Raw genomic sequence first — 17,295 nt, forward strand, 5'->3', positions numbered from 1 at the left:
GATCGACACAGTGCCCTCTATTTAACAACGTACGGAACTGCCGCGCCGGCAACGCGGCGATGGGATGCTCTCCTTCAGGTCGTCGAGCGCGTTGGCGAATTCGAGTGCTTCAGGAATGGCTGTCCTGGGAAACCAAAATAGTGGGGGGCTGTCCGCTTCAGTCAGCAGGGAGTCTGTGCCGCCGGTGACCGCAAGAATGTTGGTGCGTACCACGATGCGGTTATCCTTATCTGCGCGGACGTGTGGAAAAGGGTGCTGATCGGTAACGGTGGGCAGGCGTATAGCGCTTGAGTAGGGGCCCCGGAGTTGGGTTGATGGTTATGTTATCATGGCCATTTTTATTTGCAGCTTGTGGGAGATCCGTATGGACGCCAGCAGGCAAGGCGGCCTGGGCAGATAGAATTCGCCTTAGCGGTGTGATCAGCCCACACCGAGTGGTCCGCATGGATTATTGGTGCATTTGCTCCCGACCAGCGCCAGAAACTAGCCAGCTCTCTCGGGAAAACCGAGGTGCAGCCGGGAGCAGCGTCGTGGATCTAAAGCACTGATTTTGGAACGGCGGCCGTTTCTGGACCGGGCCTCCTGCCGGGCATAAATGCCTGGAGCATGAACCATGCGAACGCAAAGACGCCGACGGCGAAGACGATGTCGCCGGGCACCCTTGCCCAGACCAGCGCTTGCATGATCGGGCTATGGATAAACTCGGCCGAGCGGGCATAGGCATAGCCATGTTCGATGCTGGCATAGGTTTGCAGGATGCCCTGCGGGAGCAGCGACAGGAAGGTCATCATGCCAAGGCCGATGTTGAGCGACCAGAAGGAAACCCGGATCCATTTCTGGTTCCACCGCGTGACGTCGGTCAATCCGCGCATGCAATAGAGCGTCAGCCCCAGGCCAAGCATGCCATAGACGCCGAACAAAGCGGCGTGGCCGTGGTTCGCCGTCGTGTTCAGCCCCTGCATGTAATAGAGCGCGATCGGCGGATTGATGAGGAAGCCGAACAGGCCGGCGCCGACCAGATTCCAGAACAGGACGGCGGCGAAGAACATGAACGGCCAGTGATAGATCCGTTCCCATTCGGCCTCATGCTCGACCTTGTGCCGCGTATAGGCCTCGAAGCCGACCACCAGCAGCGGCACCACTTCCAGCGCCGAGATCATCGCCCCGACCGCGATCACCGAGGTCGGCGTCCCGCTGAAATAGAGATGATGGAAGGTCCCGAGCACCCCGCCGAACAGGAAGATGATCGTCGCGAACAATACCATCACGGTGGCGGTGGCGGTCCGCAGGATGCCCATCTGCACGAACAGCAGCGAGATGATGGCCGTGGCGAAGACCTCGAAGATGCCCTCCACCCACAGATGCACGACCCACCAGCGCCAATATTCCATGATGGCGATGTTCGTGTGCTGGCCCCACATCAGTCCGGCGCCATAGAGCAGCCCGATGGCGAGCGCCGACACCAGGACGAGATAGATGAGCGACTTGCCGCCTTCGCGCCGCAGGACGGGCCAGAGCGCGCGCACGACCAGCGCCACCCACAGGAACAGGCCGATCAGGAGGTAGATCTGCCAGAAGCGGCCGAGATCGACATATTCATAGCCCTGATGGCCGAACCAGAAATTCGCCGTCAGGTCGGTGAAGAAGCGGTGGACGGCCGCCCATTGCCCGGCGAACGAGCCGACGACGATGACCAGCAGACTGACGAACAGGAAATTGACGCCGAGCCGCTGGAATTTCGGGTCGCGACCCGCCAGCATCGGCGCGACGTAGAGCCCGGTCGCGAGCCATGCCGTGGCGATCCACAGCACCGCGAGCTGCGTGTGCCAGGTGCGGGTGATGGTGTAGGGGAGATACTCGGCAAAGGGCAGGCCGTAGAGCCCTTGCCCCTCCACCGCATAATGGGCGGTGACGATGCCGAGCAGCACTTGGCCCACGAACAGCGCGCAGACGACCCAGAAATATTTTGCCGTGGCCCGCATCGACGGCGTGATGACGGACTGCCCCAGCAGGTCCGATTGCGCCATGCCATTTTCGGGCAATATGTCGGCGCGCCAGACGTCGAACTGCTTCACATAATAGGCGATCAGCGCTCCGGCGGCGGCGAGCAGCAGGATGACCGACGCCAGGCTCCACAACAATGTGCCGGTGGTCGGGGTGTTGCCCACCAGGGGCTCGTGCGGCCAGTTGCTGGTATAGGTAATGGTCTGCCCCGGACGGTTCGTGGTCGCGCCCCAGGCCGTCCAGAAATAGAAAGCGGTAAGCTGCCGGGCTTCCGCGGCCGACAATTCGCCATAGACCGGGAAGGCATAGTCGCGGCGCAGCTTGAGCGAAGCCGGGTCGCTGCCCACATACAGGCTGACGAAGTGCTGCTGTACCTGACTGATCGCCCGGGCGCGGGTGTCGCTGACCGTGATGACGCCGGATGCAGGGTCGTAGCTGTTCCTGCGCATTTCCTCCTGCAGCGCAGCCTTTCGTACGACATCGGCCTGCGCCGCGGATAGGCCTGCTGGCAGCGGCGCGGTGGACAGGGCGAGCAAGGCCTCCGCCTCCCGGTGCAGCCAGTCGGCGCTCCAGTCGGGCGCCAGATAGCTGCCATGACCCCAGATCGAGCCCTGTTGCATGCCACCGATCGACTGCCAGATATTCTGGCCGGCCTCGATATCGGCGCGCGTGAACAGTGTCTCGCCGCTTTGGGTTTTCACCGCTTCGGGAATGGGCGGAGCCTGCTGGTAGATCTGCTGACCGAGCAGCAGCAGGATGCCGAACATGACCACCATGCCGACCGACAGGATGATCCACAGCCTTTTTATGCTGAATGTCGTCTGATAGCTCTTCATGCCCCAACCCCTCTTCGCTCAGAACAGTCCATGGCTGCCGCCTACAGCGGCGAAAATTGTTATTGTGCTGACAGCAAGTAATAGCTGACGCAGCCGTATCGTTCGGACGTCATCCGATGCTCGCGTCGGCAGATGGAAAAAGGATCGTCAGCAGCAGTACGGAATCTTCAAGGCCCTTGACCGAATGGGGCGCGCCGCCTTCGAGAAAGACCCATTGATGCGCGCCTAGCTCTGTTACCGTTTCGCCCAGCCCCAATTGCACGCGCCCTTCCAGGCAATGCAGCGTTATGCTGCCGTGAACCCGATGCCGCGGCATATCCGTGCCGCGCGGGATCACGAGACGAATGGCTTCGAACTGATCGGTCTTGACGATCGCGGTCGAGTGTTCGGTTTCGGCGGAGAGCGGCCGCAAGGAAAGATCGATCACCTCACCAGGTGTCGCGTGATGCAGCGCCATTATTCGCATTCCTGCGTTGCGGAGCGATGACCGCAATGTCTGCGTGGATCGCTGCCGATGATCCGGCGAAACAATGCCGCGATCGTTGCAAACAGGCCCGTCGATTGGCGGCAAGGATCGAACGGTGTGGGATCAACCGGTTGACCGCATTCGGGGCAGAACATGGCTCAGGCCTCCTTTTGCAACGCCAACTCCTGGCGACGTTTTCGGATCGGGGCTGCGTCAAGCGCTCCAACCCCCTGGGCAGCGAAGATCGCAGCGATATCGCCGCGTTTGGCGAGCAGGTCGGCAAGTGTGTAGCGGTCAAGCACCGCCATGAATGCGCCGAGCGCCTCTTTCAGCACGCCCGTCAGGCCACAGGCCGGAGCGACGACGCAGCTTCCGCAATCGACCAGATCGAAGCCATCTTCGGTGTGCCGCACCACCGCGCCGACATTGATCTCCTCGGGCGGCATGCCCAGGCGAATGCCGCCCGAGCGCCCCCGCACACTCTCAACATGGCCGCTTCGCACCAGTTCGACGACCACTTTCATCAGGTGGTTCTGCGAGATACGATAAGCCTGCGCCACCTCACCGATCGAGCAGAGCCGCTCCGGACGCGCGCCCAGATAGAGCAGCGTCCGCATCGCATAATCGGTGAACAGGGTCAGTTTCATGGCAACTCCGGTGCGAGCCGTCGGCTCGTCGAATAATCATGTATTCTTGTTGCATGTTTTTAGCGCCCCGTATAGGTGCATTCGTGAAGCATGATTTGGAGTCGGGGCAATGGCCGCGCTGGAAATGGACGATGAGGGGCTGAAAGCACTGGTCGATGCCTTCTATGCGCGCGTCCGTGCCGACGCCGCCCTCGGTCCGATTTTCAACAATGCGATCGCCGACTGGCCCGAGCATCTGGATAAGCTCGCGGCCTTTTGGTCGTCGGTCATACTCACCAGCGGCCGCTACAAGGGGCAGCCGGTGCCGGCGCATATGAAGCACAAAGATCGCATCACGCCGGCGCTGTTCGACCGCTGGCTGGCGCTCTGGGCGCAGACCACCGACGAACTAATGACGCCGCCAGCGGCCGCTGCCTTGCAGGACCGCGCCGCGCGCATCGCGCAGAGCCTGCAACTCGCCATGTTTTTCCGGCTGGATCGCCAGCCGATCCCCGGACCCGCCCGCCGCACCGCCGACGCGACGGACCTTCCTCAACGGAGTGTGCTGCCATGACCGATATTCCTCTGGTGGACCTCAGCGTCCATCACCAGCCCCGCGACCTGCGCGACCGCATCGCGCTCGGGTTCACGAAGGTCCTGCGCTGGAGCGCCGACACCTTCTTTGCCAAGCGCTATGGCCACCGCGCCATTGTGCTCGAGACGGTCGCGGCGGTGCCGGGCATGGTCGGCGCGACGATCAACCATCTCAAATGTCTGCGCCGGATGTGCGACGACAAGGGCTGGATCCGCACCCTCATGGAGGAAGCGGAGAATGAGCGCATGCACCTCATGACCTTCATCGAGGTCGCCAAGCCGAACCTGTTCGAACGGATGGTCATCCTGGGGGTCCAGTGGGTGTTCTATCTCGCCTTCTTCGCGCTTTACCTGGTCAGCGCCAGGACCGCGCACCGCATCGTCGGCTATTTCGAGGAGGAAGCGGTGATCAGCTACACCCTTTATCTGAAAGAGATCGACGAGGGACGCAGCCCGAACCTGCCGGCGCCGGCCATCGCGCGGCATTATTGGAAGCTCGCCAATGACGCGACCCTACGGGACGTGGTGCTGGTGGTTCGCGCCGACGAGGCACATCACCGCGACGTCAATCATGGTTTCGCGAGCGAGCTTGCCGGCTTGGCGCCGACGGGCAAGGCGGCGCCTTATCCGGCCCATGCCGACGATATTCGGCAGGCCGCCTGAGATGGCGGCCGCTCCCGCTCCCTACCGCTCGACGCCGGTGTTCGATCGGGACACGTTGCCCGCAGCCCTTCGCGCCCGTCACGATACAAAGGCAGGCGTTTGGGGGGTGATCCGGGTGATCGAGGGCGAACTTATGCTTTCCTATCTCGATCCTCCCTCTGAGGTCGTACTGACGCCGGACAATCCCGGCCTCATCCAGCCCCAGCAGCCGCATTTCGTGACGCCGATCGGCAACATGAGAATGCAGGTCGATTTCTACGATCAACCGCCATCGGGCGTCTGAACCAGCACCACCCATTAGCCAGCCAGGAGATTTTCATGTCGCAGCCCTTGAGCGAGCAGACCATCGCGCTCGTCAAAGCCACCGTTCCCGCGCTCGAAGCGCACGGCCTCGACATCGTGCGGGAAATGTATTCGCGCATGTTTCAGAACCCGGAGATCCGCGACCTGTTCAATCAGTCCCATCATGGCGACGCCGGTTCCCAGCCGCGCGCGCTGACTGGCGCGATCCTGGCTTATGCCAATAACATCGACAATCTCGGCGCGCTCGCGCCCGCAGTCGAGCGGATCGCGCAGAAGCATGTCGGCCTCCAGATCCTGCCCGAACATTATCCCTATGTCGCCGAAGCGCTGCTCGGCGCGATCAAAGCTGTGCTGGGCAATGCTGCGACCGACGAAATCCTGGCGGCGTGGGGTGAGGCATACTGGTTCCTCGCCAATATCCTGATTGCGCGGGAACACCGTATCTATGACGATCAGAAGGAGACGGTCGGTGGCTGGAACGGCTGGCGCGATTTCCGGGTCGACGAAGTCGTGACCGAAAGCAGCGTCATCAAGTCTTTCATCCTGCGGCCCGTCGATGGCGCTCCGGTCATGGCCCACAAGCCGGGTCAGTATCTGACCTTCTGGATCGAGATCCCTGGCCACGCGCCGATCAAGCGCAACTATTCGATCTCATCGGCGCCGAATGGCGAGACCTATCGTATCTCTGTGAAGCGCGAGCCGCATGGGCTGGTTTCTGGATGGCTGCATGAGCATGCGACGGCCGACACGGTGCTCAAGGTGGCGGCCCCGGCCGGTGAGTTTTTCCTGGATGGCAAACCCGAACGTCCTGTGGTTCTGCTCTCCGGCGGCGTCGGTTTGACACCGATGGTGGCGATGCTCGAAGCATTGGTGGCGCAAGACTGTGAAGCGCCCGTCCATTATATCCACGGCACTCTTGACCGCGACACCCATGCAATGCGCAATCACGTCCGTGAGCAGGCGGCCAAAGGGCAGGCGGTTTCGGTTACCGATTTTCACCAAACTCCGCTCAGCGGCGAGGCCCAGGGCCGTGATTACGACGTTGCCGGGATCATCACCGACGAATGGCTCGTCGCCAACACCCCGGTCGCACAAGCGGAATATTTCATCTGCGGTCCGCGCCCGTTCCTGCGGCATGCGGTCTCCGCGCTTTCGCTCGCAGGTGTGCCCGCGAGCCGCATCCACTACGAGTTCTTCGGCCCTGCCGACGAGCTGCTTGCGGCCTGAGGCTTGCCATGGACGGCTTCATCATCGCGCGCGTGATCCACGTCGTGTCGGTTCTGTTCTGGATCGGCGGCGTCGCCTTTGTCACGCTCGTGGTGATGCCGTCGGTGCGAACCGGCCATCCGCCGGAGGAGAGGCTTGCGGCCTTTCACCGCATCGAAGGTCGCTTTGCCCCGCAGGCGCGCATCTGGGTGCTGCTGGCGGGTGCCAGCGGGTTCTGGATGACGTGGCGCGGCCAGATGTGGGACCGCTTCCTCGATCCCTCCTTCTGGTGGATGCATGCGATGGTCGCCGTCTGGCTCGTCTTCGCGGCCATGCTGTTCCTCATCGAACCCTTGTTCCTGCACCGGCATATGGAGAGGACGGCCCGGCCGGCTCGGGATTTCGCGCGCATGGAGCAGATGCACCGCGTCTTGCTGGCAGCCTCCGTCATCGCGCTGGCGGGTGCCGTGGGCGGCATTCATGGCCTGTTCTGACTGACTGCTCCTTTGAGGGATCATTTATTGAACGCGATACCCGATGCACGCTCGGAAAGTCTACGAACGAGCTATAGCTGCGAAGCACCCGGTGGGATAATGAACGTGGCGCACGCTCAGGTGCCGCCACCGTCCGCGGCAGGCAGGCAGGCGCGTTATTGAGGAGCCGCCATGAAATATGAAGGCCTGCTTCAGTTATGTGCTGAAGGTAACATCGCGTGACTAGGCCACTATGATTATCGACCGGGCCGCCCCAGCATAGGATCGGGCTGGGTGACCTTGACGATCGTCAGCCGGCGCTCGCGCCCTTCGCGGTCGGGCCAGAGGATCGAGCCGCCCTCGCGCAGGCCGATCAGGCCCGCGCCGGTCGGGGTCAGAACTGAGAGGCGTCCCGCCGCGAAGTCGGCCTCGCCGGGCCAGACAAGCTCGACGATATGCGGCATCCCGCGCGATTCATCGACGAACTCCACGCGCGCATGCATGGTAACGACGTCGCCGGGGATCTTCTCCACGACGTGGATCTTCGCGCGGGTAATCTCCTCGAGCAGCAGGGCGCTTACCTCGGGATTGCGATCCTCGGTCCGCAGGGCGAGGTCCGAGAGAGCATCGGCTTGCGTATCGATCATATGAACGGGCGGGCGAGCCACGTGCTTCGGGCTGGTCATGACAAAGGCTTTCTGCGGAAAGGCACGCCGATCGGCAACGGGGCGACGGCAGATAAGGCGATGGAGTCTGTGCCCCGAGTTCGGGCACGAAGCGCCGGAACCCGGGGCTAGATGCCCGTTACGAGTTGGCCCGCGTGATGACGGTTCCGGACAAGAAGACTGCGCATTTGCATGATCGGCAAAGCATGTCGTGCCAGAGGCCTGGCGTCAACGTCGACGTGATAGCGACCGCAAATAGCTCCGCACGATGAGCGCTTTCGAGATGTCGCGCGAGACAAATGCCACGCCGCTTGCTACCGGCTCAGAGTGGCTTCGCACTTTTCCTGGAAGCGGCCCGAACTCGCGATTGATTTCGGGACCGCCAATCTGCGCGTGATCGGCCGCGATGAGGGTATCATCCTCGATGAGCCGTCGATTTGCTGCTTTGCGGATATCGATACGGCGCCCAGCCTCTACGCCGCTGGCATAGAGGCGCAGGCGATGGTTGATCGGACGCCCGGCAAGCTCCAGATCAGGCGGCCGCTGGGGCGCGGCGTGCTCCAGGACATCGACGCCGCGACGCATTTGCTGCGCTACGCTGTTCGCAAGGCGCGCGGCCGCAAGCATTTTCGTACACCCCATGCCATGATCGGCGTGCCCGCCGATGCGACCCAGGCGGAACGCGGAGCCCTGATGACGGCCGCGCACGATGCCGGCCTTGGCCCGGTCCGGCTTGTCGCCGAGCCTTTCGCTGCCGCGATCGGAGCCGACCTTCCGATCAGCGCCCCGAACGGAACCATGATCGTCGAGTGCGGCGCTGGCACGACGGAGGTGGCGGTGCTGTCGCTCGGCGGTATCTGCCTGACGCGCTCGGTGCGTGTCGGCGGCGCAACGCTCGACAAGGCGATCGCCGACCATCTGCATTTCAAGCACAAGTTCCTGGCCGGCGAGCTGACCTCGGAACGGATCAAGCTGGGGTATGGGGAACAACGTCGCGCTGAGGCGGTGAAGGACGAGACGATTCAGGTCAAAGGGCGCAGCCTCACGACCGGACTGCCCGCTGCCCTGGCGCTGCCGCTCACGGAACTCGACCAGGTGGCCGAGAAGCATTTCCAGCAGATCGTCGATGCGGTTCGCGAGGTGCTGAGCGACACACCCCCCGAACTCAGCCAGGATATTCACGAACGCGGTATCGTGCTCACGGGCGGAAGCGCGACAACGCCGCTGCTCAGCGCCATGATCAAAGCCGACACAGGACTTGCCGTCACGGTCGCGGACGAGCCGGCACGCTGCGTAGCGCGCGGCCTACACCGAATGCTGCTCGACTAGGCGCGCCGAAGCTACTGCCGCGGATTGATTTTAATGTCGGTTTCAGTCGCAGGGCTGCGTTCACGGGAGCCCCTTCTGCCGTTTGCCCGGTATGATCTCCTCGATGAGAAAGGTCCGCGCGATCAGACCATCTTCGCTGCGGGCACAATTTCGTCTTTCCGACCCGAAGGCGTTTTGCTTCATTATCCAGATGAGCAATTTTAATCGCATGACCATCGTTGCGGCCGCAGAAGTCGTGGCCGAGTTCAACTCCCATAGCGACATGGAGGTCCTCGAAGTCCAATGGGACATTGTCGGGCGATGCAACGGCTCCAGCAAGCCCGCACGCATCGCCAGCCTCGCCCGCATTGCGATCGACGATGGGCTCGAAGTCCTGACTGAGCACGGGCGGCTTCCCTTGAGCCGGGCGATGATCGACATCGCCATCCTGGCACCACCCAAGACGAGGGATGGAGCAAGCTGGAAGAAGCTGGTGGCAGGCTTGCGCTTTGACGGGTTCGAGCTGGTGGCAATGCAAGCGGAGAACAGTTCGCGCTTCGGGTGGGGGAACACGCGCACCGCCACCTTCGAACTGGTCCGCATGTTGCCCGAAGATGTGCCCGAGCTTGATTTCCGAGAGGCCGAGAGCGAGGTCGTGCGCCTGCTGGACCGCCATAACTTCGCCGTCTCCAAAGGGCATCTGCAACAAGCGATCGCAGCGTTCAGCCGCGGGGACTGGTCGGCCTCCAACGGCGAGCTGCGCAAGCTTTATGAGGGCTACCTCAACGAGATTGCGGAACGGCTTGGGTGTGATCGGGCGGACTCTAGCAAGGACAAGCGGGCTTATCTCGGCCAGCTCGATCCACCCTTTCTGCTGAGCGACTATAATGAATGGGACAAGAATGACAGCAAGCCGCAATATGTGCAGGGGCTGATGAACCGCTTCCATCCTCATGGCGGTCATCCGGGGCTTTCCGAAGAAGAGGATGCGATGTTTCGCCTTCAGATCAGCCTGATCACCGCGCGCCTCTTCCTTCGGCGCTTCGACCAGCGCGCAAGCATTTGATCGAGGCGGCGTGCAAATACGCCAAGGCTATGATGGAAGATTGGCCGTTCGACTGCCGGTCATCCGGTGCGGATAATGTCCGCCGAAATGATGACGTTTCAGGCACGCTGGAGAGATACCGACCATGCTCGACATAGCATTCGATGACATCGACGAGGCGGCGCTCGCCCAGCTTGTCGCAAACGAGACCCCGGAAAGCCGCGACCTTGAGTTCAAACGTGACTTGCCCGGTCAGGAGCCCGACAATATTCGCGAATTTCTCGCCGATGTAACGTCGCTCGCCAACACCAATGGCGGCGATCTCATCTTCGGGATCGAGGATGTCGAAGGTGTCGCCGCCGGGCTTCCCGGAGTCGTGATCGCCAATGTCGACAACGAAATACTGCGTCTCGAGCAGATCATCCGAACCAATGTCGATCCGAGGCTCATCGGCGTGCGAATCCGCCATATTCCTCTTGCCGCCGGCAATGGCGCGCTGCTCATCCGCATTCCACCGGGTCTTCAGCCGCCCCACCGCGTCACCTTCCGCAACAGCGGCAAATTCTATGCGCGGACGAGCCGCGGCAAATATGAGCTGGATGTCCACGAACTGCGCCACGCCTTTGTGGATTCAAGTCGGCTCCCGGCACGCTTCCGCCAATATCACGCGGAAGGAATCGAGCGCGCGCGGGGTATCGACATGCCGTTTGCGATCATGAACGATCCGACCGCCGTGGTCTCGACCATGCCGCTTTCGCTGTTCCGTGAAGAACGCGAGATCGCGATCACCGACGATCATGCACTCGTTCCCATTCGCCCCAACGCCTACAGTTCCATCGATATGATCGAAGGCGTGATGCTGCACACTCCGGTCGATGAAGCGACCGGGCGGGTGCGCAGCTTTGCGATCACATATCGTAACGGGCGCACCGACGTTGCCTGGACGATCGGTGGAACGCGGCAGAACCAGCAAGGTCAGGACATGAAGCTGGTCTTCGCGCCATCCTTCGAAGAGGGGTTGATCGCAGCGGCACGCGCGACCCAGACCCGGCTCCAGCAGTTCGGGGTCGAAGGACCCTGGATCGTGATAGCGAGTATCTATGGTGTGAAGGATCACTTCATGATCTTTGGCGACCACTACCAGACGCGGCCAGCCTTTAAGGACGAAACACTGATCGGTGAACTGCGCCTCGATCGGATCGAAGTGGCCGGTCTGCTGCCCCTTGCCAAGAGATTCTGGCTGCATTTTGGGGTGCATCGACCTGAAAACCAGGCTTTCGGTCCGCCAAACGGCTTGGCTGGCTAGACGAAGCCCACCATACGTCGCGGTCACGCAACAGTTGTCGGGCAAGTCCATCCTGAACGAGGAGATAGTGCGATGAAGCTGGCCGTCTACAACGTCGAAAATCTGTTCGACCGCGCCAAGGCGATGAACCTCGACACTTGGGAAGAAGGGCGTCCCATCCTTGAAAAGTTCGCGGCGCTGAACGGGCTTTTGGGCCAGCTCCACTATAACCCCGCTGACAAGACTCGCATGGCCGAGCTGATGCGTGATCTCGGCTTGGAAAAATCCGATACCGGCCCGTTCGTCATCCTGCGGCGCAATCGCGGCGGCCTGCTGCGCCGGCCCAAGACTGGCGGTATCCTGATCGAGGCGGACGGCCGCGCGGACTGGGTAGGATCGCTCGAGCTGCGCGATGAGCCGGTCAACGAGCATGCAATGCGCAACACCGCCCGCGTGATGATCGACCTTGGCGCTGATGTGCTGGGGGTTGTCGAAGCCGAGAGCCGCCCGGTGCTTGCCGCGTTCAACAGCGAGATATTGCCCGCGCTCGGCGGCTCCCCGTTCCGTCATGTGATGCTGATCGACGGCAATGACGAACGCGGGATCGATGTCGGCCTGATGAGCCGCGAGGGCTATCCGATCGGCGCCATGCGCAGTCGGGTCGACGATCGCCTGCCGAATGGCCAGCCCGTCTTCTCGCGCGATTGCCCTGCGTTCGAGGTGGCTACGCCCTCGGGCGCCCGCTTGTCGGTCCTCGTCAACCACCTCAAGAGCAAGGGCTATGGCGGCACCGCCGCGGCCAACGCGAAGCGCAAGGCGCAGGCAGAGCGGATCGCCGCGATCTACCGGGAGATGACCGATAAAGGCGACAGTCACGTCGCGATCATCGGCGACTTCAACGACACGCCCGCCAGCGCGCCGCTGGCGCCGTTGCTGGACGGCACCGACCTGCGGGACATCTTCACGCACCCGGCGTTCGACGATGGTGGCTATCCGGGCACCTATGGCCTGTGCAACGCCGCCAACAAGATCGACTATATGCTGCTGTCGCCCGCACTCTTCGATCGCGTGCGGGCGGGCGGCGTGTTCCGCACCGGTATGTGGCCGGGGTTGCGGCCCAAACGCTGGGAGGCCTATCCCGAGGTCGGAAGGCCCGCCGACGCCGGGTCCGACCACGCGGCCTTGTGGGCCGAGATCGACCTCTGAGGGAAACGTGTGTTGCGCGTTCTCATTCTCGATGGTCATCCCGACGAAGGCCGCTTGGTCAGCCATCTGCTCGACCTCTACCGGGCCGGGCTCGGCGATGCCACGGAGGTCGAACGCATCGCGGTGCGCGATCTCGCCTTCGATCCGATCCTTCGAAAGGGTTACAGGCAGGTGCAACCATGGGAGCCGGACCTTGAACGCGTGGGCGCGGCCATCTCCGCCTGCGATCATCTCGTCGTCGCTTTCCCGATGTGGTGGGGCAGCGAGCCGGCCGAGCTGAAGGGCTTGCTCGACCGTGTCCTCCTGCCAGGCTTCGCGTTTCGCTATCACAGGAACGATCCGTTCTGGGACCGGCTTCTTGCAGGACGCTCAGCCGACGTCCTCATCACGACAGACACGCCTTCCTGGTTCCTGCGGTTCGCCTATGGCAATCCGGTCGTGCGCCGCTGGCGCGGACAGATCCTGGGCTTCTGCGGCTTCAAGCCCCTGCGCATCACCAGGTTCGGCCCGGTTCGCCAAGGCGGGGTCGAGAAGCATCTTGTCGTCTGGCAGCGCAAGATCGAGCGCCTTGCCGCCTCCGCAAGCGGTCTGCGGCGTCCAGCCAAACGGGTGGTACGCTTGCCGACAGATGACTCCCACAATCCGCACTGACCACCCGCAGGCGGATCAGGAGACGGCGTGCGCCATCGAGATCGGCCACTGACTGACCAGTCGTGCCGCCAACTATCGGTCGCGGGAAAGCGGACTTTGCACTAGGAAAAGAACCAAATGGGGATCGAGATCGAACGAAAATTCCTCGTCATCGGCGAGAATTGGCGCGCAGAAGCCGACGACGGGTCGCGAATCCGGCAGGCCTATCTGGCCAATGGCGGCGGTGCCAGCGTCCGGGTGCGACGCGCCGATGATCGCGCCTGGATCACGGTCAAGGGCGAGCGGGACGGCATCGCGCGACCGGAGTTCGAATATGAGATTCCGTGCCCCGACGCCGACGAAATGCTCACCTCGCTCTGCGCCGGTCCAATGCTTGAGAAGGTGCGCTACCGCGTCATGCGCGGCGCACTGGTCTGGGAAATCGACGTGTTCGAAGGCGTCGCCTCCGGTCTCGTGATTGCCGAAGTCGAGCTTGCATCCATCGACCAGCCTCTCGACCGTCCCGAATGGATCGGCGATGAGGTGACGCATGACCGGCGCTTCCGCAACGCGGCGATCGCGCGCGATGGGCCGCCGTGCGAGGCTATCGTGCCGCCACCGCTTCAGGCTGCATCCCGAGCCTGACGGACGGTGTGGCGATCGCGCATCTCCGCGGCTTCATCGTCGCATGCGAAGAACATGGGGGCGTCCTCTGCCGGGGGAGTCGCCTCCCACTCTCCGATATCCCGCCCAAGCACCCGCCGCACGAGAATGCGCGTCGAGCGCAGCGCGATCCGCAGCGGTCCGGTCAGGCCGGGCCGCAAGGGGATAGCGGTCGGCGGTGGCGTGGTGGTCTCCAGCGAGTCCAGAAGTTGCGATTCGTCCGGGGTCAAGGCCGAAGCCGCCCGATCCCCAGCCTTGAAGCGTTGGCCCGACCACGCCTCATGCAGGGCAAGCAGCGCCGCGATCGCCGGCGCGAGGAAGCCGGCGCCATTCGTTTCAAGGCGAGCGAACAGGGTCGGCAGGACAGGGAATTGGCTATCGAGCGCATCGCGCCAGCATCGAACCGCATCGACGATTATCGCCTCGGGGACCGTGGATGCAGTAAAGCCGGAAACAGCGACGCAAGACAAGATGATCTCCTCTCGAAAATCCCCCTGTTCTGTGTTGCCCGTCACTCCCTTAGAAGGAGGGTGTTTCACAGCCAAGACAATTGGTCCGGGAACCGCACTCCGCGTCTTCGCCGCGCCACCGACGGAGTCCCCGATGTCCGATGAAGCCCTGACCGACGCCGAGAAGACCCGGTTCACGCTGGCGCTGGTCGAGCAATGTGTACGCAACACGTTCCTTGAAGAATTGCACGCCGGGACGGTGCCCGACAGCGCGGTCGGAGATTATAGCGACGTCAAAGTCGTTACACCTTTCGGCGAAATCCCCTGGACCCAGCTCTCGCGTATCTCGGACGCGGAAATGAAGACGCTGATGATCGAGATCACCAACAAGGTCTTCACCTTCCTGACTTACGCGGAGGATCTGGCCGCTCTCGGAGGCGCAGTGCGTTGGAACCGCCCCGAGATCGACATGGGCCTTGAGCGCAAGGCTCTGCGGCGGCGCGCCTTGCGCTTGGGAACACCCGACAGTCCTGAGGGAACCGACTGACCGGCGCATCAGGCTTCGCGCAACTCGATATTGGGGTGGTCCGCGATGATCTCGCGGATGGTCTCGAAATAGGTCGGACCGGTTCCAGCCTCGAGCGCTGCGATATCTCTCTCGATGCGCGCGCGGTCATAGATCCCCGGACGGACAAGCTTGGCGCGATAATGGTCGCGCGTTGCGTCCCGTCCGAGCGCCGTCCTGCTCTGCTCGATGTTGTTCCATACAAGCGTCACCGGCTCAGCGCCCTCGATCGCGCCAAAGCCACCATAGAGCAGGTCGTTCAGGGCATCGAGGCTCGGTCCCAGCGTCCAGTCTTCCTGGGCCATGAACGCCCGGTTGATCTCATCGTAGAAGCTGGCGATGCCGGTGATCGCATCGCCGTCGATGACGATCACTTTTGCGCCGTCTGATGATGGCATCGCCAACCCTTCGCCTGAGTTACCGATCAGCCGTTGAGCTTGTCCTTCAGCGCCTTCGCGGGCTTGAAGCTGATCTTGTTCGCAGCCTTGATGGTGATGGGTTCCTTCGTCGCGGGATTGAGCCCCTGGCGCTCGGGGGTCCGTTTTGTGGCGAACTTACCGAAGCCGTTCAGCGAGACCTCCTCGCCCTTTGCGGCGGCGTCGCCGATCGCGGCGAAGACGCTGTCGACATATTTCTTGGCGTCCGCCTTGGTCAGGTCATGAGCGGTTGCGAGAGTTTCGGCGAGGTCGTTCAGGGTCATGGTTTACTCTTCTACATGTTGAAATTGCTGGACTGGGGTGAATAGCCGGGCCGAGGCGAAGGTGCACTCGCTTTCAGACGAAGGTCGGTGCGTTGTTTGCCCCCCGTCATAAAATATGGGGCTAGTGCAGCGTTCGCTGAGCAGCCGGCGGTGCGAGACGCGGCGTGTTCGCGCGCGCCGAGCGATTTTCCAGCGTCAGCCGGTTGACCCCGCCGCGCTCTGGCAGGCCCAACGTGTCCGTCACCGGTGCGCGGCTTTGCCCCTCCGCCTGAAGCTTGCGGTTGATGCCATCGATCGCGTCCGTGCGTTCGCCGGGAGACGGCGGCGCCGGCGGTAGCTGGATCAGGACGCGCAAGGGGAGCAGCATGTTCCGGGGCGGGCTTGCGGGCAATTTCTGGCCAACGATCAGGGCGCTCATGTCGGCGTTCGCTTCGGCATGCGCGAACGGGGCATGGTCGATGCGGGACACCACGCCCCCAGCATCGATCCAGATCTTGAGGAGGACAGGTGCGGTCGGCTGGTCCGGCGCGGGTCGCGTCGCATCGAGATAGACGCGCAGACGGGTTGCCTGCTCGCTTGTCGCTTGAAGCCAGCCGGTCACGGTCTGTGTCGCGGTCTCGGCATAGGCCAGCCATTCAGAAGGCGCTTCCTCCGGCGCGACCGACTGGGCCGCGACCGGCGCGCTTGCGACCGCGGCGCCGCCAACCAGCGCGGAGGCGAGTTTGAGGGCCATGCGGCCGATGCGGGACAGCGAAGCTTTGGGGTTCATCAGATCATCCGTCGAGAAAGCCAGGCGACATCAGCCCATCTTGAAGGAACAGCGCGCGGTGGGTGGGACATCGCCTCATATCCAGCGCCTCAAACCACCGACTGCATCGTCATGACCGGTCCCGCCTTTGGCATGGCGATCCCCGACAGATGGGTGTCGACAATCCGAACAGCCTCGGCGTGAACGACGCCGCAATAGAACAGGGCGATCGTGGCGGTCAGCGCCACGCCGACGATGAACCCCACCAGCAGAAGCAAGATGATCGTCAGCATGGCGCTTGTCTCCTGTCGTTAGCGTTGCGCGGGCGCGGCGGGCGGCTGGACCGCCTGCTGGATCGGCAGTCGCTCGCGTTCGAACGTGATGGTCTGGATGCGGCCGTCGAGCGCACGCACGACATCGGCGGTCAGATCGTTGGCAAAATTGCCGCCGAGCGCCGCGCCGCGGTCGAACAGCAGGCCGCACTTCTTCGCGGTATAAACCTGCGCGATCATCGGCTGCGCCTCGTTGGCGATCCGTTCGAGCGCCTTGGCGCGCGTCGCCTCGATCTCGCGGCTCGTATGGGCCGCCTTTTGCTGAAGGGCCTGCCAGCGTGTCGCCAGAGCCTCGCGCTTTTGCTTGTTGGCGGCATTGTCGGGCTGGCCTTCGAGCGCCCGGGCTTCGGTCTCCAGCGGCGTGCGCTGGGCATCGACCTCGGTCTGCGCCGCGCGGGTCAGGTCATTGAGACGCGCGCTCGCGGCCTTGCCGACCGCGGCATTGGCAAAGATCGCCTCGCGCGACAGCAGGCAGACACCTGGGACAACGGGACCGCCCAGCGGCTGGGCTGCCGGAGCCGCCGCCGC

The 17,295-nt window shown here is 63.0% G+C and carries 23 protein-coding genes and 1 pseudogene; 13 read left to right on the plus strand and 11 right to left on the minus strand.

Annotated elements, in window-relative coordinates; translation table 11 throughout:
* Positions 1-21: 21 nt before the first annotated feature.
* From C100_RS48230 to C100_RS31790, 4 genes are all read right to left on the minus strand, one after another.
* Positions 22-213 (minus strand): hypothetical protein, encoded by a 192-nt coding sequence (locus tag C100_RS48230; RefSeq protein WP_152536424.1) that lies wholly within the window; start codon positions 211-213, stop codon positions 22-24.
* A gap of 323 nt (positions 214-536) precedes the next feature.
* Positions 537-2,840, minus strand: a complete 2,304-nt coding sequence (locus C100_RS31780; protein WP_024019051.1) for a nitric-oxide reductase large subunit — start codon at positions 2,838-2,840, stop codon at positions 537-539.
* A gap of 109 nt (positions 2,841-2,949) precedes the next feature.
* A complete protein-coding gene (locus tag C100_RS31785) occupies positions 2,950-3,297 on the minus strand; it encodes a cupin (protein WP_024019052.1) in 348 nt (115 codons plus the stop codon).
* Positions 3,298-3,464: 167 nt separating this feature from the next.
* Complete coding sequence (locus C100_RS31790) at positions 3,465-3,953, minus strand: Rrf2 family transcriptional regulator (protein WP_024019053.1); 489 nt, start codon at positions 3,951-3,953, stop codon at positions 3,465-3,467.
* A gap of 109 nt (positions 3,954-4,062) precedes the next feature.
* Between C100_RS31790 and C100_RS31795 the strand changes: the two genes are divergently transcribed.
* Genes C100_RS31795 through C100_RS31815 form a run of 5 tightly spaced genes read left to right on the plus strand, consistent with a single transcriptional unit; the run spans position 4,063 to position 7,192 of the window.
* Positions 4,063-4,506, plus strand: a complete 444-nt coding sequence (locus C100_RS31795) for a group III truncated hemoglobin (RefSeq protein ID WP_024019054.1) — start codon at positions 4,063-4,065, stop codon at positions 4,504-4,506.
* Complete coding sequence (locus C100_RS31800; RefSeq protein WP_024019055.1) at positions 4,503-5,189, plus strand: alternative oxidase; 687 nt, start codon at positions 4,503-4,505, stop codon at positions 5,187-5,189. The genes C100_RS31795 and C100_RS31800 overlap by 4 nt, the downstream gene beginning before the upstream one ends.
* 1 nt (position 5,190) lies before the next feature.
* Complete coding sequence (locus C100_RS31805) at positions 5,191-5,472, plus strand: DUF1971 domain-containing protein (protein WP_024019056.1); 282 nt, start codon at positions 5,191-5,193, stop codon at positions 5,470-5,472.
* Positions 5,473-5,507: 35 nt separating this feature from the next.
* Entirely contained in the window at positions 5,508-6,719 is a 1,212-nt protein-coding gene (gene hmpA, locus C100_RS31810) for an NO-inducible flavohemoprotein (RefSeq protein ID WP_024019057.1), read from the plus strand.
* 8 nt (positions 6,720-6,727) lie between these two features.
* A complete protein-coding gene (locus C100_RS31815; RefSeq protein WP_024019058.1) occupies positions 6,728-7,192 on the plus strand; it encodes a hypothetical protein in 465 nt (154 codons plus the stop codon).
* A 236-nt stretch (positions 7,193-7,428) separates the two neighbouring features.
* Here C100_RS31815 and rnk read toward each other — a convergent pair whose 3' ends face one another.
* A complete protein-coding gene (gene rnk, locus C100_RS31820) occupies positions 7,429-7,857 on the minus strand; it encodes a nucleoside diphosphate kinase regulator (RefSeq protein ID WP_024019059.1) in 429 nt (142 codons plus the stop codon).
* Positions 7,858-8,163: 306 nt separating this feature from the next.
* On the opposite strand from rnk, the gene C100_RS31825 reads away from it, so the two are divergent.
* The 7 genes and pseudogenes from C100_RS31825 (at position 8,164) to C100_RS31850 (ending at position 13,955) form a co-directional block, all read left to right on the plus strand.
* Positions 8,164-9,165, plus strand: coding sequence for a rod shape-determining protein (locus tag C100_RS31825; RefSeq protein ID WP_024019060.1), 1,002 nt, complete (start codon positions 8,164-8,166; stop codon positions 9,163-9,165).
* Between the two features lie 208 nt (positions 9,166-9,373).
* Complete coding sequence (locus C100_RS31830) at positions 9,374-10,210, plus strand: hypothetical protein (RefSeq protein WP_200866553.1); 837 nt, start codon at positions 9,374-9,376, stop codon at positions 10,208-10,210.
* Between the two features lie 124 nt (positions 10,211-10,334).
* A pseudogene (locus C100_RS49495) lies at positions 10,335-10,727 on the plus strand (AlbA family DNA-binding domain-containing protein); the annotation flags it as partial.
* A 162-nt stretch (positions 10,728-10,889) separates the two neighbouring features.
* Positions 10,890-11,495, plus strand: a complete 606-nt coding sequence (locus C100_RS49080; RefSeq protein ID WP_235219037.1) for a hypothetical protein — start codon at positions 10,890-10,892, stop codon at positions 11,493-11,495.
* A 72-nt stretch (positions 11,496-11,567) separates the two neighbouring features.
* Positions 11,568-12,680 carry an endonuclease/exonuclease/phosphatase family protein gene (locus C100_RS31840; RefSeq protein ID WP_024019064.1) on the plus strand — a complete coding sequence of 371 codons (1,113 nt, stop codon included), beginning with the start codon at positions 11,568-11,570 and terminating at the stop codon, positions 12,678-12,680.
* Between the two features lie 12 nt (positions 12,681-12,692).
* Complete coding sequence (locus C100_RS31845; RefSeq protein WP_024019065.1) at positions 12,693-13,331, plus strand: NAD(P)H-dependent oxidoreductase; 639 nt, start codon at positions 12,693-12,695, stop codon at positions 13,329-13,331.
* Between the two features lie 117 nt (positions 13,332-13,448).
* On the plus strand, positions 13,449-13,955 hold the full coding sequence (locus C100_RS31850) for a CYTH domain-containing protein (protein WP_024019066.1): 507 nt from the start codon (positions 13,449-13,451) through the stop codon (positions 13,953-13,955).
* On the opposite strand, the gene C100_RS31855 is transcribed toward C100_RS31850, so the two are convergent.
* A complete protein-coding gene (locus C100_RS31855; RefSeq protein ID WP_152536425.1) occupies positions 13,934-14,518 on the minus strand; it encodes a hypothetical protein in 585 nt (194 codons plus the stop codon). The genes C100_RS31850 and C100_RS31855 overlap by 22 nt on opposite strands.
* 58 nt (positions 14,519-14,576) lie before the next feature.
* Between C100_RS31855 and C100_RS31860 the strand changes: the two genes are divergently transcribed.
* Positions 14,577-14,969, plus strand: coding sequence for a hypothetical protein (locus tag C100_RS31860; RefSeq protein WP_024019068.1), 393 nt, complete (start codon positions 14,577-14,579; stop codon positions 14,967-14,969).
* 8 nt (positions 14,970-14,977) lie between these two features.
* Here the strand turns inward: C100_RS31860 and C100_RS31865 are convergent, their stop codons facing one another.
* The 5 genes from C100_RS31865 to C100_RS31885 form a co-directional block, all read right to left on the minus strand.
* On the minus strand, positions 14,978-15,385 hold the full coding sequence (locus C100_RS31865) for a barstar family protein (protein ID WP_031308958.1): 408 nt from the start codon (positions 15,383-15,385) through the stop codon (positions 14,978-14,980).
* 26 nt (positions 15,386-15,411) lie between these two features.
* The gene (locus C100_RS31870; protein WP_024019070.1) at positions 15,412-15,687 is read right to left on the minus strand and encodes an HU family DNA-binding protein; all 276 of its coding nucleotides are present in this window, start codon (positions 15,685-15,687) and stop codon (positions 15,412-15,414) included.
* Between the two features lie 121 nt (positions 15,688-15,808).
* Entirely contained in the window at positions 15,809-16,456 is a 648-nt protein-coding gene (locus C100_RS31875; RefSeq protein ID WP_024019071.1) for a hypothetical protein, read from the minus strand.
* Positions 16,457-16,545: 89 nt separating this feature from the next.
* Positions 16,546-16,728: a hypothetical protein gene (locus C100_RS31880; protein ID WP_024019072.1), complete on the minus strand. Its 183-nt coding sequence runs from the start codon at positions 16,726-16,728 to the stop codon at positions 16,546-16,548.
* Between the two features lie 18 nt (positions 16,729-16,746).
* Positions 16,747-17,295 (minus strand): OmpH family outer membrane protein (locus C100_RS31885; RefSeq protein ID WP_024019073.1); only part of this gene is annotated, 549 nt, incomplete at its 5' end.

Source organism: Sphingobium sp. C100 (assembly GCF_000508185.1).
Lineage (GTDB): Bacteria > Pseudomonadota > Alphaproteobacteria > Sphingomonadales > Sphingomonadaceae > Sphingobium.